General features: G+C 61.6%; 24 protein-coding genes and 1 pseudogene. 4 read left to right on the plus strand and 21 right to left on the minus strand.

Annotation, left to right across the window (positions count from 1 at the left end):
- Positions 1–69: 69 nt before the first annotated feature.
- The 9 genes from ACQVLG_RS29080 to ACQVLG_RS29120 all read right to left on the minus strand — a co-directional run bounded on the left by ACQVLG_RS29080 (position 70) and on the right by ACQVLG_RS29120 (position 9,783).
- Positions 70–1,614 (minus strand): 2-isopropylmalate synthase, encoded by a 1,545-nt coding sequence (locus ACQVLG_RS29080; protein WP_474292087.1) that lies wholly within the window; start codon positions 1,612–1,614, stop codon positions 70–72.
- Positions 1,615–1,662: 48 nt separating this feature from the next.
- On the minus strand, positions 1,663–2,514 hold the full coding sequence (gene pssA / locus ACQVLG_RS29085) for a CDP-diacylglycerol--serine O-phosphatidyltransferase (RefSeq protein ID WP_230540367.1): 852 nt from the start codon (positions 2,512–2,514) through the stop codon (positions 1,663–1,665).
- Positions 2,515–2,671: 157 nt separating this feature from the next.
- Entirely contained in the window at positions 2,672–3,427 is a 756-nt protein-coding gene (locus ACQVLG_RS29090; RefSeq protein WP_474292088.1) for an SIMPL domain-containing protein, read from the minus strand.
- 103 nt (positions 3,428–3,530) lie between these two features.
- The gene (locus ACQVLG_RS29095) at positions 3,531–4,286 is read right to left on the minus strand and encodes an SIMPL domain-containing protein (protein ID WP_071076344.1); all 756 of its coding nucleotides are present in this window, start codon (positions 4,284–4,286) and stop codon (positions 3,531–3,533) included.
- Between the two features lie 206 nt (positions 4,287–4,492).
- Complete coding sequence (locus tag ACQVLG_RS29100; protein WP_474292089.1) at positions 4,493–5,731, minus strand: MFS transporter; 1,239 nt, start codon at positions 5,729–5,731, stop codon at positions 4,493–4,495.
- A gap of 177 nt (positions 5,732–5,908) precedes the next feature.
- A complete protein-coding gene (locus tag ACQVLG_RS29105) occupies positions 5,909–6,319 on the minus strand; it encodes a hypothetical protein (RefSeq protein WP_474292090.1) in 411 nt (136 codons plus the stop codon).
- Positions 6,320–6,468: 149 nt separating this feature from the next.
- Positions 6,469–7,485 (minus strand): ketol-acid reductoisomerase, encoded by a 1,017-nt coding sequence (gene ilvC / locus ACQVLG_RS29110; RefSeq protein WP_034750044.1) that lies wholly within the window; start codon positions 7,483–7,485, stop codon positions 6,469–6,471.
- A 74-nt stretch (positions 7,486–7,559) separates the two neighbouring features.
- Positions 7,560–8,051, minus strand: a complete 492-nt coding sequence (gene ilvN, locus ACQVLG_RS29115) for an acetolactate synthase small subunit (protein ID WP_010399754.1) — start codon at positions 8,049–8,051, stop codon at positions 7,560–7,562.
- Between the two features lies 1 nt (position 8,052).
- Positions 8,053–9,783, minus strand: a complete 1,731-nt coding sequence (locus ACQVLG_RS29120) for an acetolactate synthase 3 catalytic subunit (protein WP_051991041.1) — start codon at positions 9,781–9,783, stop codon at positions 8,053–8,055.
- Between the two features lie 496 nt (positions 9,784–10,279).
- Between ACQVLG_RS29120 and ACQVLG_RS29125 the strand changes: the two genes are divergently transcribed.
- The 4 genes from ACQVLG_RS29125 (at position 10,280) to ACQVLG_RS29140 (ending at position 13,041) form a co-directional block, all read left to right on the plus strand.
- Entirely contained in the window at positions 10,280–10,849 is a 570-nt protein-coding gene (locus tag ACQVLG_RS29125; RefSeq protein WP_230540362.1) for an RNA polymerase sigma factor, read from the plus strand.
- On the plus strand, positions 10,846–11,250 hold the full coding sequence (locus ACQVLG_RS29130) for a DUF3619 family protein (RefSeq protein WP_230540361.1): 405 nt from the start codon (positions 10,846–10,848) through the stop codon (positions 11,248–11,250). Before ACQVLG_RS29125 ends, ACQVLG_RS29130 begins: the two co-directional genes overlap by 4 nt.
- Complete coding sequence (locus tag ACQVLG_RS29135) at positions 11,251–12,549, plus strand: DUF3106 domain-containing protein (RefSeq protein ID WP_474292091.1); 1,299 nt, start codon at positions 11,251–11,253, stop codon at positions 12,547–12,549. It begins immediately after the preceding gene.
- Between the two features lie 63 nt (positions 12,550–12,612).
- Complete coding sequence (locus ACQVLG_RS29140; RefSeq protein ID WP_230540358.1) at positions 12,613–13,041, plus strand: group III truncated hemoglobin; 429 nt, start codon at positions 12,613–12,615, stop codon at positions 13,039–13,041.
- On the opposite strand, the gene ACQVLG_RS29145 is transcribed toward ACQVLG_RS29140, so the two are convergent.
- The 12 genes and pseudogenes from ACQVLG_RS29145 to ACQVLG_RS29200 form a co-directional block, all read right to left on the minus strand.
- Positions 13,038–13,796 (minus strand): rRNA pseudouridine synthase, encoded by a 759-nt coding sequence (locus tag ACQVLG_RS29145; protein WP_474292092.1) that lies wholly within the window; start codon positions 13,794–13,796, stop codon positions 13,038–13,040. The two genes, ACQVLG_RS29140 and ACQVLG_RS29145, sit on opposite strands and share 4 nt — an antisense overlap.
- Before the next feature lie 82 nt (positions 13,797–13,878).
- Positions 13,879–14,805, minus strand: a complete 927-nt coding sequence (locus ACQVLG_RS29150) for a class I SAM-dependent methyltransferase (protein ID WP_230540356.1) — start codon at positions 14,803–14,805, stop codon at positions 13,879–13,881.
- Positions 14,792–14,989, minus strand: a complete 198-nt coding sequence (iscX, locus tag ACQVLG_RS29155; protein WP_474292093.1) for a Fe-S cluster assembly protein IscX — start codon at positions 14,987–14,989, stop codon at positions 14,792–14,794. Before iscX ends, ACQVLG_RS29150 begins: the two co-directional genes overlap by 14 nt.
- Before the next feature lies 1 nt (position 14,990).
- Positions 14,991–15,332: an ISC system 2Fe-2S type ferredoxin gene (fdx, locus tag ACQVLG_RS29160; RefSeq protein WP_034750070.1), complete on the minus strand. Its 342-nt coding sequence runs from the start codon at positions 15,330–15,332 to the stop codon at positions 14,991–14,993.
- 71 nt (positions 15,333–15,403) lie between these two features.
- Positions 15,404–17,283, minus strand: a pseudogene (hscA, locus tag ACQVLG_RS29165) (Fe-S protein assembly chaperone HscA).
- Positions 17,284–17,391: 108 nt separating this feature from the next.
- Entirely contained in the window at positions 17,392–17,910 is a 519-nt protein-coding gene (hscB, locus tag ACQVLG_RS29170) for a Fe-S protein assembly co-chaperone HscB (RefSeq protein ID WP_474292094.1), read from the minus strand.
- Positions 17,911–17,976: 66 nt separating this feature from the next.
- The gene (gene iscA, locus ACQVLG_RS29175) at positions 17,977–18,297 is read right to left on the minus strand and encodes an iron-sulfur cluster assembly protein IscA (protein WP_230540353.1); all 321 of its coding nucleotides are present in this window, start codon (positions 18,295–18,297) and stop codon (positions 17,977–17,979) included.
- Positions 18,298–18,348: 51 nt separating this feature from the next.
- Positions 18,349–18,738, minus strand: coding sequence for a Fe-S cluster assembly scaffold IscU (iscU, locus tag ACQVLG_RS29180; RefSeq protein WP_076567031.1), 390 nt, complete (start codon positions 18,736–18,738; stop codon positions 18,349–18,351).
- 55 nt (positions 18,739–18,793) lie between these two features.
- On the minus strand, positions 18,794–20,050 hold the full coding sequence (locus ACQVLG_RS29185) for an IscS subfamily cysteine desulfurase (protein WP_070288779.1): 1,257 nt from the start codon (positions 20,048–20,050) through the stop codon (positions 18,794–18,796).
- A 40-nt stretch (positions 20,051–20,090) separates the two neighbouring features.
- Positions 20,091–20,567 carry a Fe-S cluster assembly transcriptional regulator IscR gene (gene iscR / locus ACQVLG_RS29190; RefSeq protein WP_034779566.1) on the minus strand — a complete coding sequence of 159 codons (477 nt, stop codon included), beginning with the start codon at positions 20,565–20,567 and terminating at the stop codon, positions 20,091–20,093.
- Positions 20,568–20,756: 189 nt separating this feature from the next.
- Complete coding sequence (locus ACQVLG_RS29195) at positions 20,757–21,311, minus strand: NADAR family protein (protein ID WP_474292095.1); 555 nt, start codon at positions 21,309–21,311, stop codon at positions 20,757–20,759.
- Positions 21,312–21,343: 32 nt separating this feature from the next.
- A complete protein-coding gene (locus ACQVLG_RS29200) occupies positions 21,344–22,123 on the minus strand; it encodes a uracil-DNA glycosylase family protein (RefSeq protein ID WP_474292096.1) in 780 nt (259 codons plus the stop codon).
- Positions 22,124–22,219: the final 96 nt, after the last annotated feature.

Below are 22,219 nucleotides of genomic sequence, written 5' to 3' on the forward strand. Positions count from 1 at the left end.
TACTCTAGTACGGTGAGCATCGCAGGCCACCTATATCGACGCGTAGTAGGTTTAATCAGGCGTCCTTCACTAAGGTTGCGGGTCGATCCGCTCATCCTTGGCGTGTAACTTATTGAGCGCCGACAAATACGCCTTGGCCGACGCGACGATGATGTCCGGGTCGGCGCCCACGCCGTTGACGATGCGACCGTCGCGCGACAGCCGCATCGTCACCTCGCCCTGCGACTGCGCGCCCGTGCTGATGGCATTGACGGAGAACAAGACCAGCTCCGCGCCGCTGGCGGCCGCGCTTTCGATGGCGTTGACGGTGGCGTCGACGGGACCGTCGCCCTGCCCTTCGCAGCTGCGCTGCACGCCGCCGACGAGGAATTCCACGCGCGCATGGGGCACGGCGCCCGTCGTCGACTGTTGCGTCAGCGCAATAAATCGGTAGTGCTCGCTCTCCTGCGCCTGCTGTTCATCGCTGACGAGGGCCATGATGTCTTCGTCGAAAATCTCGGATTTGCGGTCCGCCAGCTCCTTGAAGCGCAGAAAAGCCGCGTTGACTTCCGCTTCCGATTCGAGCGCAATGCCCAGCTCGTGCAGGCGCTGCTTGAAGGCGTTGCGGCCCGACAATTTGCCGAGGACGATCTTGTTGGCAGTCCAGCCCACGTCTTCGGCGCGCATGATTTCATACGTCTCGCGCGCCTTTAAAATGCCGTCCTGGTGGATGCCGGACGCGTGCGCAAAGGCGTTCGCGCCGACGACGGCCTTGTTCGGCTGCACGGCAAAACCCGTGATCTGCGACACCATTTTCGAGGCGGCCACGATTTGCGTTGTATCAATGCCCACCGTCAAGTTGTAGTAGGCGGCGCGCGTGCGCAGCGCCATCACCACTTCTTCCAGCGCCGTATTGCCGGCCCGCTCGCCGAGGCCATTGACGGTGCACTCGATCTGCCGCGCGCCGCCGATCATGACGCCGGCCAGCGAATTGGCCACGGCCAGGCCCAGGTCGTTATGACAATGGACAGACCAGATGGCTTTATCGGAGTTCGGTATGCGTTCGCGCAAGCGCTTGATGGTAGCGCCGAAGATTTCAGGCACGGCGTAGCCGACCGTATCGGGGAAATTGATGGTGGTGGCGCCCTCGGCAATCACGGCTTCGAGCACGCGGCAGAGGAAATCCTCGTCGGAGCGGCTGCCGTCTTCGGGGCTGAATTCGATGTCGTCCGTAAACTGGCGCGCGTAGCGCACGGCGTTCTGCGCCTGCAATAAAACTTCCTCGGGCGTCATGCGCAGCTTCATCTGCATGTGCAGCGGTGACGTGGCGATGAAGGTGTGGATGCGCTTGCGCTCGGCCGGTTGCAACGCTTCGGCGGCGCGGGCGATGTCGCGGTCGTTGGCGCGCGACAGCGAGCAGATGGTGGACTCGCGCACGGCGCCGGCAATCGCCCGTATCGACTCGAAGTCGCCCTGGGAGGCGGCGGCGAAGCCCGCTTCGATCACGTCGACCTTCATGCGCTCGAGCTGCCTGGCGATGCGCAGCTTTTCCTCGCGCGTCATGGACGCGCCCGGCGATTGCTCGCCGTCGCGCAAGGTGGTGTCAAAAATGATGAGTCGGTTGCTGGTGTTCATGGCTGCTCCTGGCTGGCTGAAGACTGGCGACGCTACCGACTCGCCGCATTAATGCTCGGGGTCGGTCTGGATGATGCTGACGGGCTTGCCCTTCGCCATGCGCCAGAAAAACACGGCGTAGCCGGACAGGCCATAGGCGACGAAAATCGGGAACAGCACTTTCGGCGGGTCGATGGAAATGAGCGCGAAGAACAATGCCAGCAGGAATACCACGATGAAAGGCACGGACTTGCGGAAATTCACATCCTTGAAACTGTAGAACGGCACGTTGGTGACCATGGTCAGGCCCGAGAACAGGGCGATCGTCCACGAGACCCAGGCCAGCTGGTTGCCGGCAAATTCCAGGTCGTTCATCAGCAGGATGAAGCCGGCCACCATGGCGGCCGCCGCCGGGCTGGGCAAGCCCTGGAAGAAGCGCTTGTCGACCACGGCGATGTTCGTGTTGAAGCGGGCCAGGCGCAAGGCGGCGCCAGCGCAATACACGAAGGCGGCCAGCCAGCCCAGTTTGCCCATGCCGCGCAGCGACCACTCATAGATCACCAGCGCCGGCGCGGCACCGAACGACACCATGTCGGACAGGCTGTCGTACTGGGCGCCGAATTCGCTCTGCGTATTCGTCAGGCGCGCGATGCGGCCGTCCAGGCCGTCGAGGATCATGGCGATGAAGATGGCCCAGGCCGCGTGTTCGAATTTCTGGTTCATGGCCATGACGATGGCGTAGAAGCCGCAAAACAGGGCTGCCGTCGTGAAGGCGTTCGGCAACAGATAGATGCCGCGGCGGCGCAAGGTTTTCTTGCCCGTGCCATCGGCCACCGGCTGGCGCACGAATTTGCTGAAGCGGGACGCTTTGGATGCTGCGGGAGTGCCGTTCTTGCCTCTACGACGGGGGAAGTTTGCCATGTTGTTCCATATCTTGTGTACTGCGGGGGATTCGGTGCCAGATGGCAGGCGCATTCGTCTTGCGGCATGCGCCTGCCAATGTTGCCATTATAGAGGAGCCGCCGCCAAAGAAAAGCGCGGCGGCGTCAAGCCGGCAATATTGACACCAATACTAGCCTTATTTGAACTTGACCTTGGCCACCAGCCCCATGTTGAGGGTGGTTTCGCCCGGCTCGAAGCTCGGTTCGGCCACCTGGCTGCCGCCATAGCCCATGGAATCGGCGCTCATGTTGCGCGCGCCGGTCACGCTGACGCGTTGCGCGTAGTTGCCCGAACCTTCGAAATCAATGGTGTCGATGACGGCATCGTTGACGTTGCGGCCCATGGCACCGGCGATGGCCGTCACGCGCTCGTTGAGGTTCTTGTAGGCGGCGGCGATGCGCTGGTCGTCGAGCTTGCGGATGGTGGCGGGCGCCAGGCCGAAGTTCAGGCGGTTCAGGGTCAGCACGCCTTGCGCGGCCGACACGGTTTTCGGCAAGGCTGCCAGATTCGTCGTCGTTACCTGCAGGTACTGGCCTACGCGCCAGCCGGTCGGCACACGCGGCTTGGCGGCGACGCCCGGCGGCAAGGGCGCCGTTTCCGGGTACACGGCATACGTGTAGTAACCCTGGGTCTTCAGCACGGCTTGCGGGTCGGCCTTCTTGACGATGGCCACGCCCTGGTTCATCTTCTGGTTCACGCGCGAGGCGGCGGCGGCCTTGTCCTTGTCCTGCTCTTCGATGGCCAGGGTGACGGTCACCTGGTCATTCGCATGCACCACTTCGCCATTCGCGGGCACCACCACGAGGGTGCCGGCGGTGGGCAAGGTTTGGGCGTGTGCGCCCAGGGCTACGGTAGCGGCGGCAGCGGCCAGCAACGATTTCATGACGGTCATGGTGTTCTCCTGGAAAATAATGGGGCAAAAACGACCATGGGGCCAGCAGCCCCATGATCATCTTAAAACATGCTAACGCGGAAACATTTCCACGCGAGTGCGCTTACTTGAACTTGACCTTGCCAACGACGCGCATGTCGAGCGTGGTTTCGCCCGGTTCGAAGCTCGGTTCGGCGACGGTGCTGTCTTCGGCCATCTTGGCGCTGCGCATCATCATCGGTGCGGCGGCAGGACGGCTTTCGGTGGCGTAATTGCCCGAACCTTCGAAGTCCACGGTATCGAGCACGGCGTCGGAGACGTTGCGGCCCATGGCCTTGGCGATGGCGGCCACGCGCTCGTTCAGGTTTTTATACGTGGCGGCGATGCGCTGGTCGTCCAGCAAGCGGATGGTTTCCGGCTTCAGGCCGAAATTCAAGCCATTCAGGGTCAGCACGCCTTGCGCCGCCGACACGGTTTTTGGCAAGGTCGCCAGGTTGGCCGTCGTCACTTCCAGGTACTGGCCCACGCGCCAGGCCGTCGGCAAACGCGGCTTGGCCACGGCGCCGGCCGGCAATGGGCGCTCTTCCGGATACACGGGGTAGGTGTAGTAGCCGTACGATTTCAGTGCGGCCGACGGATCAGCCTGCTTGACGATGGCGATACCCTTGTTCATCTTCTGATTGACTCTCGACGCGGCGGCAGCCTTGTCCTTGTCCTGTTCTTCGACGGCCAGGGTAGCGACCACCTGGTCATTGACATGCTTGACTTCGCCAAATGCGGGTACGACCACCAGGGTGCCGTTGGTCGGCAAGGATTGGGCTTGCGCGCTCAGGGCAACGGTGGCGGCGGCGGCAACAAGGACGGATTTCATCACGGTCATGGGGGTACTCCTAGGTAGTTAATGTGGCTGACAGCCCGCGAAAGGGACGCTTTTGCCATCCCTTTCGCTTGAGAAACTTGTCAAACTGTGTAGATTCTAACGCCTCGTTCATTCCTGTGGCGCAAATTAACAAATCGTCACAAAATGTGCTTGCCAGTCACATCTGCTCACATTTCAATACACCGCCATTGAAAATAACAGTGTTATTAGTGACCTATGACCGCGCCGCCGCTGCGCCGGCCCGGCTTGAAACTGTGCCGGTGCGCGCGCCAGGCGATGGCCAACGCCACCAGCAGCAAGGCCAGCATGGCCCATGGGAACGAGGCCGCGCCATAGCCGTCGAGCAACATGCCTCCCGCCAGGCCGCCGCCCGCGATGGCCACGTTCCAGATGGTCGCCACCATCGCTTGCGCCACGTCCATGCCGTCGCCGGCCGCGTCCGCCGACGCCGTCTGCAGCAGGGTACCCGCGCCACCGAAGGTGATACCCCAGATGGCCATGCTGACATAGATGACGATTGGCGAGTCCATCGCCAGCCCCAGCGCCACCATCACGAGGGCAAAGGCGGCGATGCAGCCCAGCACGAGCGGGCGCAGCCAGCGGTCGATCAGCTGGCTGACCAGCCAGATGCCGGCCAAGGAGCCCACGCCATACACGAGCAGCACCAGGTCGACGCGGGGGCGCAAGCCGGACGGCGCCAGGAACGGGGCAATATAGGTATATAAAATGTTATGCGCCAGCATCCAGGCGACGATCACCGCCAGAATCGGCCGCACGCCCGGCGTCATGAACACTTGCCGGATCGACAGGCGTTCGCCATTCTTTTGCCCCGGATAATCGGGCACGGCCAGCAGCACCCACGCGACCAGCACCACGGCCATGGCGGACATGATGCCGAAGATGCTGCGCCAGCCCAGCACGCCGCCCATCAGGGTGCCCAGCGGCACGCCCAGCGACAGGGCCAGCGGCGTACCGATCATGGCAATGGCCATCGCCCTGCCCTGCTGCTCCACGCCGACCATGCGGCGCGCGTAGCCGGCCATCAAGCCCCAGGCGAGGCCGGCGGCCATGCCGGTGACGAAGCGCGCGGCCAGGGCAACGAGGTAGTTGGGCGCCAGGGCCGTCGCCGTATTGAAGATCAAGAAACCGATGATGGCCAGCAACAAGACATTGCGCCGGCGCCAGGTGCTTGTCAGCGCCGTCAGGGGAATCGCCGTCAGGATGGAACCGATGGCGTACACGGTGACCAGCTGCCCAGTCATGACTTCGGAAATGCCCAGGTCGCGGGCAATCTGCGGCAGCAAGCCGGCCGGCAAGGTTTCGGACAGCAGGGCGAGAAATGCCGTCATGGCCAGGGCCAGCAAGGCCAGGATGGGAAGCCGTTCGGAAACGGAAGATTCGGCAGTGCCCGGCATGGGGACTGTGGCGGTAATGCGGTCGGTCATAGGGGTCCTTCAGGTTGCCAGGCGGCTGATCAATTAGCGTCTGGCGTGCTACAAAAGCGGTGATGCGCGTTGCGGTCGGCAGATACCGAAACAGATGCAGCTATATGAAACTGCAAAGGAAGGGCGGGATTGTAAAGCAAACGCAGCAAAAGCGTGCGTACAAAGAGACAACCGAGCTCAAGCTGGCGTCATGCAGGCGTCGTTGGCCGCCTTGCGCGGCGAAAACCAGGCATTCGATCTCGGACTGTAAAGCAAGGCGCAGATGACGGCGAACAGGAGCGCGCCAGGCAAGACGTACATCTTCTGCGGCAAGGTCGCCAGGCAGAACGCAATGTCGATCACGCCCCACACCAGGTACACAGTGCGCGCGCCACGCTGCCTCTGCAGCATGGCCAGCGCCGCCACCAGGGTAATGCCCTGACTGAAGATCAAAATCGCGTATTGCACCTCGGCGGGAATCGCGCCGTCCGCCATCCACGCCTGCATGGCGGGATCGTTGCGGCCGAGATAAGCCGACACCAGCGCCGACAGCGAGCCGATGACCAGAAACCAGCAGCTGAGGGCAACCGAAACGGGGCGCTTGACCACATGAAGATTCCCAACAAGAACTTTAGAAAAAACAAGCATGGTGCTGACGGTATGGTTGAATGGGCCTGATTGTAACCGGATGCGGCTGCAAAGCGCCCGCGCACAAAAAAGCCGGCTTGCGCCGGCTTCGTGTGAGGAACGGTAAATGCTTAGTTCTTCGACTGGTCAACCATCTTGTTCTTGGCGATCCAAGGCATCATGGCGCGCAGTTTCGCGCCCACTTCTTCGATCTGGTGCTCGGACGTCAGACGGCGGCGCGAGATCAGGGTCGGTGCGCCTGCCTTGTTTTCCAGGATGAAGCTCTTCGCGTATTCGCCCGTCTGAATATCTTTCAGGCATTGACGCATCGCATCCTTGGTAGCCGAGGTCACGACTTTAGGACCGGTCACGTATTCGCCGTATTCGGCGTTGTTCGAGATCGAGTAGTTCATGTTGGCGATGCCGCCTTCATAGATCAGGTCGACGATCAGCTTGAGTTCGTGCAAGCACTCGAAGTACGCCATTTCAGGCGCGTAACCCGCTTCCGTCAGGGTTTCGAAGCCGGCCTTGATCAGTTCCACGGCGCCGCCGCACAGCACGGCTTGTTCGCCGAACAAGTCCGTTTCGGTTTCTTCACGGAAATTCGTTTCGATGATGCCGGCACGGCCGCCGCCGTTGGCCGAGGCGTACGACAGGGCGATATCGCGGGCGATGCCCGATTTGTCCTGGTACACGGCGATCAGGTGGGGCACGCCGCCGCCCTGGGTGTAGGTGGCGCGCACGGTGTGGCCCGGGGCTTTCGGCGCGACCATGATCACGTCCAGGTCGGCGCGTGGCACGACCTGGCCGTAATGCACGTTGAAGCCGTGGGCGAAGGCCAGCACGGCGCCCTGCTTGGCGAACGGCGCGATGTTTTCGTTGTAGACCTGGGCGATGTTTTCATCCGGCAACAAGATCATGATGACGTCGGCCGCTTTCACGGCGTCGTTGACTTCCGCTACTTTCAAGCCAGCTTGTTCGACCTTGGTCCACGACGCGCCGCCCTTGCGCAGGCCGACGGTGACGTTGACGCCCGAATCGTTCAGGTTTTGCGCGTGCGCGTGGCCTTGCGAACCGTAGCCGATGATGGCAACGTTTTTGCCCTTGATCAAGGAGAGGTCAGCGTCTTTGTCGTAAAAAACTTTCATGGTATTTCCTATAATTTGATGATGCGTTGTTGTTTTAAATGCGGCCCGCGGGCCGCGTAGTGCTGCTTGTATTTTTATACTTTGAGGATGCGTTCGCCGCGGCCGATGCCGGAACCGCCCGTGCGGACGGTTTCCAGGATGGCGGCGCGGTCGATCGAATCGATGAACGCGTCGAGCTTGACCTTGTTGCCGGTCAGTTCGATCGTGTACGTCTTTTCGGTGACATCGATGATGCGGCCACGGAAGATATCGGCGGTGCGCTTCATTTCCTCGCGCTCCTTGCCCACGGCACGAACCTTGATCAGCATCAACTCGCGTTCGATATGCTGGCCTTCGGTCAGATCCACCACCTTCACCACTTCAATCAGACGGTTCAGGTGCTTGGTGATCTGCTCGATGATGTCGTCCGAACCGCTGGTGACGATGGTCATGCGCGACAGGGTCGAGTCTTCCGTCGGCGCCACCGTCAATGTTTCGATGTTGTAGCCGCGTGCCGAGAACAGGCCCACCACGCGCGACAGGGCGCCCGCTTCGTTTTCCAGCAAGACAGAAATAATATGGCGCATATTAAAGATCCTCCGAACCGAGCATCATTTCGGACAGGCCCTTGCCGGCTTTCACCATTGGCCACACGTTTTCGGACTGGTCGGTAATGAAGTTCATGAATACCAGCCTGTCTTTCATGCCGAACGCCTCTTTCAGGGCGCCGTCGACGTCGCCCGGTTTTTCAATTTTCATGCCCACGTGGCCATACGCTTCGGCCAGCTTCTCGAAGTCGGGCAGCGAATCCATGTACGACTCGGAATAGCGCGAACCGTAATCGATTTCCTGCCACTGGCGCACCATGCCGAGGAAACGGTTGTTGAGCATGATGATCTTCGGCGTCAGGTGATACTGCTTGCACGTGGCGAGTTCCTGGATGCACATCTGGATCGAACCTTCGCCGGTAATACAAGCAACGGTGGCGTCCGGATTGGCCATCTGCACGCCCATGGCGTACGGCAAGCCGACCCCCATGGTGCCCAGGCCGCCGGAATTGATCCAGCGGCGCGGCTTGTCGAAGCCATAATATTGCGCGGCCCACATCTGGTGCTGGCCCACGTCGGACGTGATGAAGGCATCGCCCTTGGTGATCTGAAACACTTTTTCCACCACCGATTGCGGCTTGATGACCAGGTCGGAGGTTGGATATTTCAGGCATTCGCGGCCGCGCCATTCGGCGATCTGCTTCCACCAGTTGCTCAAGGCATTGACGTTCGGCTTGGCTTCGGCCGCGTCCAGTTGCGCGAGGAACTCGATCAGCACGTCCTTGACGTTGCCGACGATGGGGATATCGACCTTGACGCGCTTGGAAATCGACGATGGATCGATGTCCACGTGGATGATCTTGCGCGGATGCGAGGCGAAATGTTTCGGGTTGCCGATCACGCGGTCATCGAAACGGGCGCCGATGGCGATCAGGACGTCGCAATTCTGCATCGCCATGTTCGCTTCGTAGGTGCCGTGCATGCCGGGCATGCCGACATACTGCTCGCTCGAGGCGCGGTAGCCGCCCAGGCCCATCAAGGTGTTGGTGCAAGGGAAACCCAGGCGGTCGACCAGCTTGTTCAGCTCGGGAGCCGCATGCGCCAGGATGACGCCGCCGCCCGTGTAGATCATCGGGCGTTCGGCTTGCAGCAGCAGCTGCACGGCCTTGCGGATCTGGCCCGAATGGCCCTTGTCGACGGGACGGTAGGAACGCATCTCGACTTCCTTCGGGTAGTCGAAATGGCATTTGTGCATGCTGATATCCTTGGGGATATCGACCAGCACGGGTCCCGGACGGCCGGTACGGGCGATGAAGAAGGCTTTCTTGATCGTCGCTGCCAGGTCCTTGACGTCCTTGACGAGGAAGTTGTGCTTGACGACGGGGCGCGTGATGCCGACCGTGTCGCATTCCTGGAACGCATCCTGCCCGATGGCGTGGCTCGGCACCTGGCCGGAGATCACCACCATGGGAATCGAGTCCATGTACGCGGTCGACAGGCCCGTGACGGCATTCGTGACGCCCGGACCGGACGTGACGATGGCGACACCGACCTTGTTCGAGCTGCGCGAATAGGCATCGGCGGCGTGGATCGCGGCCTGCTCGTGGCGTACCAGGATATGCTGGAATTTGTTTTGCTGGAAGATGGCGTCGTAGATGTAGAGTACGGCTCCGCCCGGGTATCCAAAGACGTGCTCGACGCCCTCTTCAGCCAGACAGCGCACGACAATTTCTGCGCCGGTAATGGGTCCTGCTGCTGCTTCGGTATTCATGAAACATTCCTTTCAAGGTCCATTGGAGATTGATCGGATGTTCTTTCCTGACGAGGTACGCCTAACGCAACAGTGCTCCTGCTTCCCTTTTCATGCGGTCACGCAATTTCTTTGGGCACCCATAGATACCTTACAAAACAACGCTTAACGCAACTCGTTTGGCCGGAGTTTCTGTGGCGCCTGTACGAACCGCTCGCGCTTGTGGCGCGGGTTAGAACAAACTGCCTACAAATGAAAGCGCGTCTTGCCGCTGCTGGCCTTGTGTGCCGGTCGCGACCTGACCATAGGGCTTTGGGGTGTTCAAAGCGTCCCATACGTTATCGCGTTGCACCATTATGGTCAAGGAAAATGTCGGCCTCGCTGCATTTTTGCCCGCACAACGTGCAAAAACCCTGCGGAAACGCACATTTTTTGCTAGCATGCACGGGGTTGCAAAAAGCATACCCGCCCCCATTTCGCCCACCGCACCCGCAGCCGCTAAGATCCCCGATACCGCATGGCAACAGACAAAGAATTATCCGACTTTCTAGAAAATGTCGAGCGGCGCGCTTTCAAGCAGGCCGCCTACGCGGTCCGCAAGGAAGAATCGGCACTCGACATCGTGCAGGATGCCATGATCAAGCTGGCCGAGAAATACGGCGACAAGCCGGCCGCCGAGCTGCCGATGCTGTTCCAGCGCATCTTGCAGAACACCATCCTTGATTATTTCCGCCGTGAAAAAGTTCGCAACACCTGGGTCAGCCTGTTTTCCGGCATGAAGCCCTCGGGCGACGAGCATGAAGATTTTGATATACTTGACACGTATGAATCGGAACAGGGATCGAGCGCCGCCGAATCCTCGGCCGACCAGGTCGAACGCGCGCAAATCCTTGATTTGATTGATATAGAGGTACAAAAACTGCCGTCACGTCAACGCGAAGCCTTCCTCATGCGTTATTGGCAGGACATGGATGTGGCTGAAACAGCGGAAGCGATGGGTTGCTCCGAAGGTAGCGTGAAAACACATTGCTCCAGAGCTACCCACACGCTCGCCGAATCGCTGAAAGCCAAGGGAATTAAATTATGAACACCGACGATCTCAATTTCGCTTACAAAGTGCGCCATGCACTGAACGAAAAACTCGACGACCTGCCCGCATCGGCCACCGATCGCCTGGCAGCGGCACGCAAGCTGGCCCTGTCGCGCAAGAAGGCGGACGCGCCCATCGCCGTGGCCGCGCGTGAAAACGTGTTCGCCGGCGTGGCCAGCCAGTTCTTCGCCGAGCCGCTGTCGTGGCTGGGCCGCATGAGCGTCATCATCCCGCTGCTGCTGCTGGTCGGCGGCCTGGTGGGCATCTATCAGTTTGAGCAGGAACAACATATTGCCGAACTGGCAGAAATCGATGCCGCCGTGCTGTCCGACGAATTGCCGCTGTCCGCGTACATGGACCATGGCTTCAACGCCTACCTGACGAAACGCGAGCAATAAATGGCACGCACGAGCGTACGCAAAGGCTGGCTGGCCGGCGGCATCGGCCTGGGCGCCTGCGCCCTGGCGGGCGCCGCCTGGGTAGGCGCGCAGCAACATGCCGCGCCCGCCGCGCCTCCCGTGGCGGCAGCGCCCGTGGTGGCGCCGGCCCCGGCCGTCAAACCCGGTTCGCCCCGCACGGCCGGCAAGGGCGGCACGCCGCCCAAGGCCAGCGAGAATCCCTCGTGGAACAAGCTGTCGCGCGCGCAGCAGGAAGCCCTGCAGCCGCTGGCGGGCGAATGGAACAAGCTCGAAGCCTTGCGCAAGCAGAAATGGCTCGATATCGCCAACCGCTTTGCCTCCATGTCGCCCGACGAGCAAACCCGCGTGCATGAACGCATGCGCGAATGGGTCAAGCTGACGCCGGAACAGCGCCGCCTGGTGCGCGAAAACTATGCGCGCACGAAGAAGATTGATCCTGGTCAAAAAACCGCGCAATGGGAGCAATACCAGCAATTGCCGGAAGATCAAAAGAAAAAGCTGGCCACAGAACTGGTGCCGATGCCGAAAAAGCCGCTAGAAAAAGTTCCCGCGATCAATTCGAACACGAGCAAGCCGGCCCCCATCCTGCTCCCCACTACGCCGGCAGCGCCTGTCGCCACCGCCCCCCCGCCACGCCGCCAGCCGCCACGCCAGCGGTGGCCGTGCCGGTCACGGATCCGGCCGCGATCCCCGCCACCGTGCCCGTCACGCCACCCACCACGCCTGCCCCACTGCCGACCAATGCCAAATAGCACGCCTGCCGCCAGCATCACTTCCCATCCCACGATCAAGCGCCGCCTGATTTCCATGGTGTACGAATCGCTGCTGGCCCTGGCCGTGCTGTTCCTGCCTTTCCTGCTGTTCGAACTGGCCGTGCAAGGCGCGCATACGCCGTTGACGGAACACATGCGCCAATGCCTGGCCTTCCTCGTCATGGGCGCATACTTCATCCATCAATGGAGCCGCGAAGGGCAAACCCTGGCCATGAAGACGTGGCGCCTGAAAGTCGTGCTGCCGGGCCATGCCCACGTGCCGCTGCGCGTGGCCGCGTACCGCTACATCCTGTCATGGATGTGGCTGCTGCCTGCCCTGCTGGTGTCGTATGCATTCGGCTTGCAGCACTGGACAGCGCTGGGCGCCATCGGCGCGGGCATCCTGGCCTGGTCGGCCACGGCCCTGTTCACGGGCAATGGGCAATTCCTGCACGACAAGCTGGCGGGCACGCAGATCGTGCAATTGCCGGCACCGGCCAAGAAGTCGAAGAAAGTCGCCGCCTGAGTTTTTATGCGGCTTGACCTGGGTCATTGAAGCGCCACGGGGGCTCTGCGATCATGGCATGCCATGAATAATACCGCCCCCCTCCCCCACACACGTTTCGCTCCCTACCGCGAGGAAGTCTGCAGCGAAGACGACGTCAAGCATCTCGTTCACACCTTTTATGCGGCCGCGCGCGACGACGCCATGCTGGGCCCCATCTTTGCCGCCGAGGTCAAGGATTGGGATGCCCACCTGGCCACATTGGTCGATTTCTGGTCAGGCTTGCTGCGCGGCACCATGCGCTACCACGGCAAGCCGCTGGCCCAGCACGCGAACATGGAAAACCTGACGCCCTGCATGTTCCGCCGCTGGCTGACCCTGTTCTTCGCCACCACCGAAAGCATGGGCAATGCCGCCTTGCAAGAGAAGGCCGATACCATCGCCTTGAATATTGCCGAACGGCTTTGGAAAAGCTTTGCGGAAAGCCACGCCATCGTGGCGCCGCAGCTTTAAAACCTTTCGTAACCCTGCAGATAGCGCCACTGGCCTGACGGCATGGCGCCCATCGAAATGCGGCCGATGCGCAAGCGTTTCATGGCGACCACGTCCAGTCCCACCATCTTGCACATATGGGCGATCTGGCCCGGCTGCACGTTTTTCAGGGCAAAACGCAAACGCGTCTCGTTCTGCCAGCTGACCTTGATCGGCGGCAAAGGCTTGCCATTGAACGGCAAACCGTGATTCAGCAGCGCCAGGCCGTTTTCCATGATGTCGCCCGACACTTCCACGATGAATTCCTGCTCCACCGTTTTCGCTTCATCGACCAGCTTGCGGGCCACGCGGAAATCCTGCGTAAATACCAGCAGGCCCGAGGCCATGGTTTCCAGCGGATTGGTGATCGTCAGGCCGATCAAATGGCGCTTGAGGAAGCGCGTGACGGAACTGGGCGCCACATTTTCCGGCGTGAAAATTTCTTCGGGACGCAAGCAACTGAGGGCCGGCTTGCCTTCCGCGCCGACGCCGCCGTTGATGCCGGCCGGCTTGTGCAGCAAAATCGTCACGGGCGGCATTTCATCGAGGGTGGCGTTCGGCAACAGCACCACTTCCTGATTATCCGCCACGCGCGCGCCCGATTCCTCCACCAGCACGCCATCGACCGTCACCCAGCCACCTTCGATATACAGCTCGGCCTCGCGGCGCGAGCAGGGCACGTCTTCGGACAGGCGCTTGGCCAGGCGGACGGTGGGCATTTCAATAGGTGTGGTCATGGGGGAGGCGCAAAAAGCAAGAGGAGGAGAAAGCCGGTATTGTAACCGACCCGCTCCTCCCCTCGTGTGCGACAGCGTATGCTTACGCAGTAGCCTTGGCTAGCTCTTCGGCAAAGAAGCGGTGGCCCATCTCTTCCAGGCCCAGCGTCTGCAGCACTTCCTGCAGGCGCTCCGTCGGGCGCTGGCGCGGCAGGTTTTTATAGCTGGCGATGATCAGCTCATTCTTCATCGAATGTTCCCAGCCCACCAGTTCCGTCACGCTGACCTGATAGCCATGGGCTTCCAGCTGCAGACAGCGCAGCACGTTGGTGATCTGGCTGCCGAACTCGCGCGTGTGCAGCGGGTGGCGCCACAGTTCCGTCAAGACATTCTTGCCCAGGCTCTTGCCCTTGTTCTTCTTCAATACGGAAGCGACTTCGGCCTGGCAACATGGCACCAGCACCATGAACTTCGCCTTTTTCTTCAGGGCGAAGTGAATCGCATCGTCGGTGGCCGTGTTGCACGCGTGCAAGGCCGTGACGATGTCGATCTGCTGCGGCAGCAAATTCGATTCCGTCGATTCGGCCACGGACAACGGTAAAAACGACATGCCGGGGAACTTGAATTTCTTCGCCAGCTCCTGCGAGCGCTGCACCAGCTCTTCGCGCGTCTCGATGCCGTAGATGTGCGAACCGTCGTTGCCGTTCTTGAAGAACAGGTCGTACAGAATGAAACCCAGATACGACTTGCCGGCGCCGTGGTCGACCAGCGACACGCCGGGGTGATCGAGCTGCACTTCGCGCAGCAGCGGCTCGATGAACTGCGTCAGGTGGTACACCTGCTTGAGCTTGCGGCGGCTATCCTGGTTCATCTTGCCGTCGCGCGTCAGGATGTGCAATTCCTGCAGCAAGGCGACCGACTGGCCATCCTTGATCTCGGGCATGTTGCTGGCGGCCGTGATGACGTCTTTCGGCGCAACGGCGCTGTCGGCCCCCTTGGCGGCGGCTGCCGCGCCCTTAGCGCGCTTCATCGATCCACGCCATCTGTATCGCTTCGAGCACTTTTTCGCCGCCGCGCGTGTGGTCATCGTCGAAGCCGTCCAGTTCCACTACCCAGTTGTGCAGGTCGTCGGTGAAACGCACGGTCAGCGGATCGATGTCCGGATGCGCGTCGAACAGCGCTTCGGCAATCGCGTGTATGTCGGACCATTTCATGTTAGTGACTGCCTTCGCTGACCTGGTTGATCGTGTATTTCGGGATTTCGACGACGAGGTCGGCCTCGGCCACGATGGACTGGCACGACAGGCGCGACACGGCTTCCAGGCCCCAGGCCTTGTCCAGCATATCTTCTTCCAGTTCCGTCGCTTCGTTCAAGGATTCGATGCCTTCGCGTACCAGCACGTGGCAAGTGGTGCAGGCGCACGATTTTTCGCAGGCGTGCTCGATGTCGATGTCGTTTTCCAGCAGGATGTCGCAGATGGACTTGCCGGCCGGTGCTTCGATGACGGCGCCGTCCGGGCAAAGCTTGGCGTGCGGCAGGATAACGATTTGTGGCATGGTTTCTTCTTTCAGTCTGTCATTCGGAGCGCGGCCGCGGCGAGTGCCTGCGGCGCGCATGTCAATTATCTTTAAACCACTTGGTCCAGGGATTTTCCGGTCAGCGCCGTGCGCACGCTGCGGTCCATGCGGCGCGAGGCGAAATCCTCGGTGCCGTCGGCCAGCGCCTCGATCGCCAGTTTTAATGCCTGGTGGTCGATGGCGCCGCTTTGCGATTGCGCAATAGCGTCGCGCACCTTCTGCATCAAGCCATCCACGGCGGCGCGCTCGGCGTCGTCCAGCAGGGCGCCGTCTTCGTCGAGCGCCGACTGCGTGGCCAGCAGGATGCGTTCCGCTTCCACCTGCTCTTCGCGCAGCGCGCGCGCCACCATGTCGGTGTCGGCCGAGGTGTAGGAATCCTGCAGCATGCGGGCGATATCGTCGTCGCCCAGGCCGTAGGCCGGCTTGACGCTGATCGACGCTTCCACTCCCGAGCGCAGTTCGCGCGCCGAGACGGACAGCAAGCCGTCCGCATCAACCTGGTAGGTGATGCGGATGCGCGCGGCGCCCGCCACCATCGGCGGAATGCCGCGCAGCTCGAAGCGCGCCAGCGAGCGGCAATCGCTGACCAGTTCGCGCTCGCCCTGCAGCACGTGCACGGCCAGCGCCGTCTGGCCATCCTTGAATGTCGTGAATTCCTGTGCGCGCGCGCACGGAATCGTCGAGTTGCGCGGAATGATCTTTTCCACCAGACCGCCCATGGTTTCGATGCCGAGCGACAGCGGGATCACGTCCAGCAGCAACCAGTCGTCGCCGGCGGCGCGGTTGCCAGCGAGCAAGTTCGCCTGGATGGCCGCGCCCAGCGCCACCACCTTGTCCGGGTCGATATTCGCGTGCGGCGTCGTGTGGAAGAATTCGCTCACGGCGCGCTGCACGTGCGGCATGCGCGTGGCGCCGCCCACCATCACCACGCCGTCGACGTCGTCCGCATCCACGTTTGCGTCGCGCAAGGCTTTCTTGATGGCGTTCATGGTCTTGCCCACCAGGTGCTGCGTCATGGCGGCAAAATCCGCGGCCGTGATGCGAGGTGGATTTCTTCGCCCGAGTTCAGCTTGGCGTCGATCGTCGTTTCCGGCTTGGTCGACAGCAATTCCTTGATTTCGCGCGCCTTCACCATCAGGATGGCCGTGTCTTCATCGGACAGCGGCGCCAGCTTGGCCTGCTCGCTGATCCAGCAGAACAGGCGGCGGTCGAAATCGTCGCCGCCCAGGGCCGAGTCGCCGCCCGTGGACAACACTTCGAACACGCCCTTGCTCAGTTTCAGGATCGAGATGTCGAAGGTGCCGCCGCCGAGGTCGTACACGGCGTACACGCCTTCGGAGGCGTTATCGAGGCCGTAGGCGATGGCGGCGGCCGTCGGCTCGCTCAGCAGGCGCAAGACATTGATGCCGGCCAACTGCGCCGCATCTTTCGTCGCCTGGCGCTGGGCATCGTCGAAATACGCTGGCACAGTAATCACGGCGCCCACCAGGTCGTCGCCCAGCGAGTCTTCCGCGCGCTGGCGCAAGGTGGCGAGGATTTGCGCCGACACCTCAACCGGGCTTTTCACGCCGGCCACGGTTTTCAGCTGCACCATGCCAGGCGTATCCTGGAAGTCGTAGGGGAGGTTTTCCGCGTAGGCGATGTCGGCCAGGCCGCGGCCCATGAAGCGCTTGACGGACACGATGGTATTCTTCGGGTCGGTGGTCTGTGCGGCCAGGGCCTTGTAGCCGATGTTCGCGTGGCCATTCGGCAGGTAGCGCACGACGGACGGCAGCAAGGAGTGCCCTTCTTCGTCGTTGAGCACCTCGGGAATGCTGTTGCGCACGGTCGCGACCAGGGAATTGGTGGTGCCAAGGTCGATGCCGACGGCCAGGCGGTGCTGGTGCGGCGCGGTCGACATGCCTGGTTCGGAAATTTGCAGAAGTGCCATTGTATTCGTGCCTCGATTAATTTATTGCGTGATGCAGCTGATGCCTGGTGCGCATTATAAGACGCGCGCCAGACTGGCGCTTGGCACGCCGGTCAAGCTATCCGGCGATCAAACCTCGATGGCCTCATAGGCAAAACGGACTTCCTCGCCGAATTTGTCGAGGAACATCAGGGCGCGCACGCTTTGCGCGGCATTCACATAGTCGCCGCCATCGAGCTGGGCGGCCACCTGGGCCAGCAGGGCCTTGCGTTCGCCGCGCAGCTGGCGGTCCAGGGCGTCGAGCGCGTCGGCATCCTTGCCCGCGCGCGCGTCGCCCAGCTCTTCGCGCCACTCCATCTGCTGCATCAGGAAGCTGACGGGCATGGCCGTGTTCGACTCCGTCTGCAGGTCGACGCCATTGAGTTCGCACAGGTATTGCGCGCGCTTTTGCGGGCTTTTCAGGGTTTGATAGGCTTCATTGGCGCGCGTGGCCCATTGCATCGCCACGCGCTTTTCGGCGCTGCTGGCGTTGATGAAACGGTCCGGGTGGACCTTGCCCTGCACGTCGCGGTAGGCCGCATCGAGCGCGCTCATGTCGAGCCCGAACTGCGCCGGCAACTGGAATAATTCGAAGTGGTTTTTTTGCATAATGGTCAGTGGTCGCTGTACCGCAATCGATGGGTACAGCGCACCGACCGGGGTCTTGCCAGCTGTTTAAATCCTGAAGGACTCGCCGCAGCCGCAGGCGTCTTTTTCGTTCGGATTGTGGAACTTGAAGCCTTCGTTCAAGCCTTCGCGCGCGAAATCGAGTTCCGTGCCGTCGATGTAGGGCAGGCTTTTCGGATCGACGAAGACTTTCACGCCGTGCGACTCGAAGACGCTGTCTTCGTCCGCCGCTTCATCGACGTATTCGAGCTTGTAGGCCAGGCCCGAGCAGCCCGTGGTGCGCACGCCGAAGCGCAGTCCCACGCCCTTGCCGCGCCGTTCGATATAACGGTTGATGTGCTTCGCCGCTTTTTCGGTCAGTGTGATCATGTATTTCTCCGCAACTGCCCCGGCCTTGCGGCTGGGGCGGGCTGCCAACGTTTAAGCTGCTACTGGATGGCGGGTCTGGTAATCCAGCACTGCCGCCTTGATGGCGTCTTCCGCCAGGATGGAGCAGTGGATCTTCACTGGCGGCAGGGCCAGTTCTTCGGCGATCTGCGTGTTCTTGATGGCCAGCGCCTGGTCCAGGGTTTTACCTTTGACCCATTCCGTTACCAGCGAGCTCGACGCGATGGCCGAACCGCAGCCATAGGTCTTGAATTTCGCGTCTTCGATCAGGCCATCGGCGCCGACCTTGATCTGCAGTTTCATCACGTCGCCGCAGGCAGGCGCGCCTACCATGCCGGTGCCGATGGTTTCATCACCCTTGTCGAAAGCGCCCACGTTGCGCGGGTTTTCGTAGTGATCGAGTACTTTGTCCGAGTAAGCCATTTTGATGCTCCTTAAATATTCTTGCCGGCCCTGTCCAACAGGGCCAGAGTGTTGGTTAGTGGGCTGCCCATTGGATCGAATTAATGTCGATACCCTCTTTAAACATGTCCCACAGCGGCGACAGTTCGCGCAATTTGTGTACTTTCGATTTCAGCAGGTTCACGGCGAAGTCGATGTCTTCCTCGGTCGAGAAGCGGCCGATGGTGAAGCGGATCGAGCTGTGCGCCAGTTCGTCGCTGCGGCCCAGGGCGCGCAGCACGTACGATGGTTCCAGGCTGGCCGAGGTGCAGGCCGAGCCGGACGACACGGCGATATCCTTGATCGCCATGATCAGCGACTCGCCTTCGACGTAGTTGAAGCTGACGTTCAGGTTGTGCGGCACGCGGTGGTCCATGTCGCCGTTGATGTAAACTTCTTCGATCTCTTGCAAGCCCTTGGCCAGACGGTCGCGCAAGGCCTTGATGCGGCCGATTTCGCTGTCCATCTCTTCCTTGGCGATGCGGAAGCTTTCGCCCATGCCGACGATCTGGTGCGTCGGCAGGGTGCCCGAGCGCAGGCCGCGCTCATGGCCGCCGCCGTGCATCTGCGCTTCCAGGCGCACGCGCGGCTTGCGGCAGACGTACAGGGCGCCCACGCCTTTCGGGCCGTAGGTTTTATGTGCCGTGAAGGTCATCAGGTCGACCTTGGTCTTTTGCAGGTCGATGACGACCTTGCCCGTCGCTTGCGCGGCGTCGCAATGGAAGATGATGCCTTTCGAGCGGCAGAACACGCCGATCTCGTCGATCGGCTGGATCACGCCGATTTCGTTGTTCACCAGCATCACCGACACGAGGATGGTGTCCGGGCGCACGGCCGCGGCCAGCTGCTCGACGGTGATCAGGCCGTTGTCCTGCGGTTCCAGGTACGTCGCTTCGAAGCCGATGCGTTCCAGTTCGCGCACCGTGTCGAGCACCGATTTATGCTCGGTCTTGACGGTGATGATGTGCTTGCCTTTGGTCTTGTAGAACTGCGCCGCGCCCTTGATGGCCAGGTTATTGCTTTCCGTCGCGCCGGACGTCCAGATGATTTCGCGCGGATCGGCGTTCACCAGGGCCGCCACGTGGCCGCGCGCCTCTTCCACGGCTTTTTCCGCCGTCCAGCCATACATGTGGCTGCGCGATGCCGGATTGCCGAACTGCTCGCGCAGGTAGGGAATCATCTTGTCGGCGACGCGTGGATCGATCGGCGTGGTGGCCGAGTAATCCATGTAGATCGGGAAATGCGGCGCGGTTTCAAAGTGCACCTGGCCTACGTTTTTTTCTGGGGCGTTCATCAATAACTCCTGCAATCAGCAACTTGGTATTTTGTTATGTTCAACCGAGGGCGGCGTGGTTACGGTGCATCACCATCACGCTTTGTTCGGCAATCTTTTGTCTCTGCTGGTCGACCAGGTCCTGCAAGGACACAGAATCCAGATAATCGACCATTTTTTCGTTGAGCGTGGACCACAATTCATGCGTCATGCAGCGCGCCCCCGTGGCCGCGTCGGCGCCGTGGCAATGTTCCTTGCCGCCGCACTGCGTGGCATCGAGCGGTTCGTCGACGGCGATGATGATGTCGGCCACCGTCACCTTGTCGGCACGGCGCGCCAGGCTGTAGCCGCCGCCCGGACCGCGAATCGATTCGACGATCTCATGCCGGCGCAGCTTGCCGAACAGCTGCTCCAGGTAGGACAGGGAAATCGACTGGCGCTGGCTGATGCCGGACAAGGTGACCGGTCCCTTGCCCTGGCGCAGGGCAAGATCGATCATCGCTGTCACGGCAAAACGGCCTTTTGTAGTCAGACGCATACATCCTCTGGTCAACTGGTTTAAAATATTGCGGTTTTTCAACTCCTCAAACCCCGAGTAGTTGAATGATTTAGTCAAGTATAACAAATTCGGCGGGGTTTGTCAGAGCGCCCCTCGATGACCACAGGGCTGGCAGGGGCATGGCCGGCCGCGCCAGGCGCGGCGGCATCAGGAAAACAACAGTACTGCTCAGGCACGCAAGGCGGCACGTACTTTCATCAGTTCAAAACCCAGCAGGTTCAAGCCGTCCCAGCGGGAGGGATCGCCGATGCGCGGATTGTCCGACGCCAGGCCCACGCCCCAGATGCGGTCGACGGGACTGGCTTCGACGATGACGACGCGCTCGCCGGTGCCCAGCAAAAACTTGCGCAGCGCGGCTTTTTGCGAGAACTTGGCAAAGTTGCCATCGAAGACGATGCCGGCGCGCGCCGCTTCCCACACCCTGGCGTCAAAATTGGCCACTTCGCGCCCCAGCTTCTTGACTTCCGACGGCCGTCCGGCCGCCACGATGCGCGCCTGCACGGCGGTATCGCCAAACAGGGCCGCCTTTTGCGCCATCATGTAGTGCTCGGCCGTCGCATACGTCACGCCAGCCAGGCTGAACGGCGACGGAAACCACTGGCTGAAGCAGCTTTTATCGGGCACCTGCGGCTGCGCCGGCGTGTGGCCCCAGAAATACAGATAGTCGGGCACGCCGCCCGCCGCGATCCACGCCTTCAATTCTTCCACGTTACTGATTTGCATATTCCCCGCACTTCCGCCAGACAGGCGATGATTCAAGCACGCAACAGTTGCATCGGGCCAAACAAGGCCTGCATGTCGCTGTTGCCGATAAAGGACAGATTATACGGATGTTCCGCCGTCACCTGCGGCAAGGCGGCCGCCACCGGCAGGCGTTTGATGAGCTCGGCAATCTTGCCCCACAGCACCAGTTGCGGCAAGGCCGCCCCGCCCTGCAGCGCCAGCGCTTCCAGCACCACCTGCAGGAAGGGCAGCCAGCCGCGCGCATCCTGCACGGGCGGCACGTGGGAACGGAACACCAGCGCCGCGTTGAGCAGCAGGAAACCCTGCTCCGTCATCTTGCGCTGCAAGTCGGGCAGGGTCTGGATCACGCCGCTGCCGGCTTGCAGCGCGGCGGCCGCCACGGGCGCCATGGCCGCGCCGGACGTGTCGCCGCCCTGCAGCCGGCCATCGGCCACCAGCAGCATCTTCATGAAGTTGCGCAGGGACGTGGCGCGGTTGACGGGCTTCGACAGGCCCGTCGCCGACCACAGGCTGCCGACGGCGCCATCCATGAAGCACACGCCCGTGGCGCTGTCGGCGCGCGGATACGGCCCCTCGCCCACCAGCACGTAGCGCACCTGCGCCAGCGGCAGGGCAAAGGCGGCAAACAGCCGACCCTGCGTAGGCAGGTATTCGTCGGCGGCCAGCGCCGGCAGGTAGGCGGGATCGGCCGCCATCACGGCGTGCAGGCCGCGCAGCAGGATGGGCCGCCAGGAAGCATGCGCCAGGGACAGGGCATCGGTGATGCTGGCAGGAACGGTTGTTGCGGTCATGGCGCGTCAGTAAAATATTTGGGCAAACGCAAATTGTAGCCTACCGGCAAGCACGCGTTGACTGCGCAAAATCAATTCCGCATAAAAAAGCCCCGG

The organism is Janthinobacterium sp. TPC_1 (assembly GCF_056037845.1).

What these genes read in the sequence shown, in the direction of transcription:
- ACQVLG_RS29080 (WP_474292087.1), bottom strand. Translation starts at nt 1,614, where the DNA reads ATGAACACCAGCAACCGACTCATCATTTTTGACACCACCTTGCGCGAC.
- pssA (WP_230540367.1), bottom strand. Translation starts at nt 2,514, where the DNA reads ATGGCAAACTTCCCCCGTCGTAGAGGCAAGAACGGCACTCCCGCAGCA.
- ACQVLG_RS29090 (WP_474292088.1), bottom strand. Translation starts at nt 3,427, where the DNA reads ATGACCGTCATGAAATCGTTGCTGGCCGCTGCCGCCGCTACCGTAGCC.
- ACQVLG_RS29095 (WP_071076344.1), bottom strand. Translation starts at nt 4,286, where the DNA reads ATGACCGTGATGAAATCCGTCCTTGTTGCCGCCGCCGCCACCGTTGCC.
- ACQVLG_RS29100 (WP_474292089.1), bottom strand. Translation starts at nt 5,731, where the DNA reads ATGACCGACCGCATTACCGCCACAGTCCCCATGCCGGGCACTGCCGAA.
- ilvC (WP_034750044.1), bottom strand. Translation starts at nt 7,485, where the DNA reads ATGAAAGTTTTTTACGACAAAGACGCTGACCTCTCCTTGATCAAGGGC.
- ilvN (WP_010399754.1), bottom strand. Translation starts at nt 8,051, where the DNA reads ATGCGCCATATTATTTCTGTCTTGCTGGAAAACGAAGCGGGCGCCCTG.
- ACQVLG_RS29120 (WP_051991041.1), bottom strand. Translation starts at nt 9,783, where the DNA reads ATGAATACCGAAGCAGCAGCAGGACCCATTACCGGCGCAGAAATTGTC.
- ACQVLG_RS29125 (WP_230540362.1), top strand. Translation starts at nt 10,280, where the DNA reads ATGGCAACAGACAAAGAATTATCCGACTTTCTAGAAAATGTCGAGCGG.
- ACQVLG_RS29130 (WP_230540361.1), top strand. Translation starts at nt 10,846, where the DNA reads ATGAACACCGACGATCTCAATTTCGCTTACAAAGTGCGCCATGCACTG.
- ACQVLG_RS29135 (WP_474292091.1), top strand. Translation starts at nt 11,251, where the DNA reads ATGGCACGCACGAGCGTACGCAAAGGCTGGCTGGCCGGCGGCATCGGC.
- ACQVLG_RS29140 (WP_230540358.1), top strand. Translation starts at nt 12,613, where the DNA reads ATGAATAATACCGCCCCCCTCCCCCACACACGTTTCGCTCCCTACCGC.
- ACQVLG_RS29145 (WP_474292092.1), bottom strand. Translation starts at nt 13,796, where the DNA reads ATGACCACACCTATTGAAATGCCCACCGTCCGCCTGGCCAAGCGCCTG.
- ACQVLG_RS29150 (WP_230540356.1), bottom strand. Translation starts at nt 14,805, where the DNA reads ATGAAGCGCGCTAAGGGCGCGGCAGCCGCCGCCAAGGGGGCCGACAGC.
- iscX (WP_474292093.1), bottom strand. Translation starts at nt 14,989, where the DNA reads ATGAAATGGTCCGACATACACGCGATTGCCGAAGCGCTGTTCGACGCG.
- fdx (WP_034750070.1), bottom strand. Translation starts at nt 15,332, where the DNA reads ATGCCACAAATCGTTATCCTGCCGCACGCCAAGCTTTGCCCGGACGGC.
- hscB (WP_474292094.1), bottom strand. Translation starts at nt 17,910, where the DNA reads ATGCAAAAAAACCACTTCGAATTATTCCAGTTGCCGGCGCAGTTCGGG.
- iscA (WP_230540353.1), bottom strand. Translation starts at nt 18,297, where the DNA reads ATGATCACACTGACCGAAAAAGCGGCGAAGCACATCAACCGTTATATC.
- iscU (WP_076567031.1), bottom strand. Translation starts at nt 18,738, where the DNA reads ATGGCTTACTCGGACAAAGTACTCGATCACTACGAAAACCCGCGCAAC.
- ACQVLG_RS29185 (WP_070288779.1), bottom strand. Translation starts at nt 20,050, where the DNA reads ATGAACGCCCCAGAAAAAAACGTAGGCCAGGTGCACTTTGAAACCGCG.
- iscR (WP_034779566.1), bottom strand. Translation starts at nt 20,567, where the DNA reads ATGCGTCTGACTACAAAAGGCCGTTTTGCCGTGACAGCGATGATCGAT.
- ACQVLG_RS29195 (WP_474292095.1), bottom strand. Translation starts at nt 21,311, where the DNA reads ATGCAAATCAGTAACGTGGAAGAATTGAAGGCGTGGATCGCGGCGGGC.
- ACQVLG_RS29200 (WP_474292096.1), bottom strand. Translation starts at nt 22,123, where the DNA reads ATGACCGCAACAACCGTTCCTGCCAGCATCACCGATGCCCTGTCCCTG.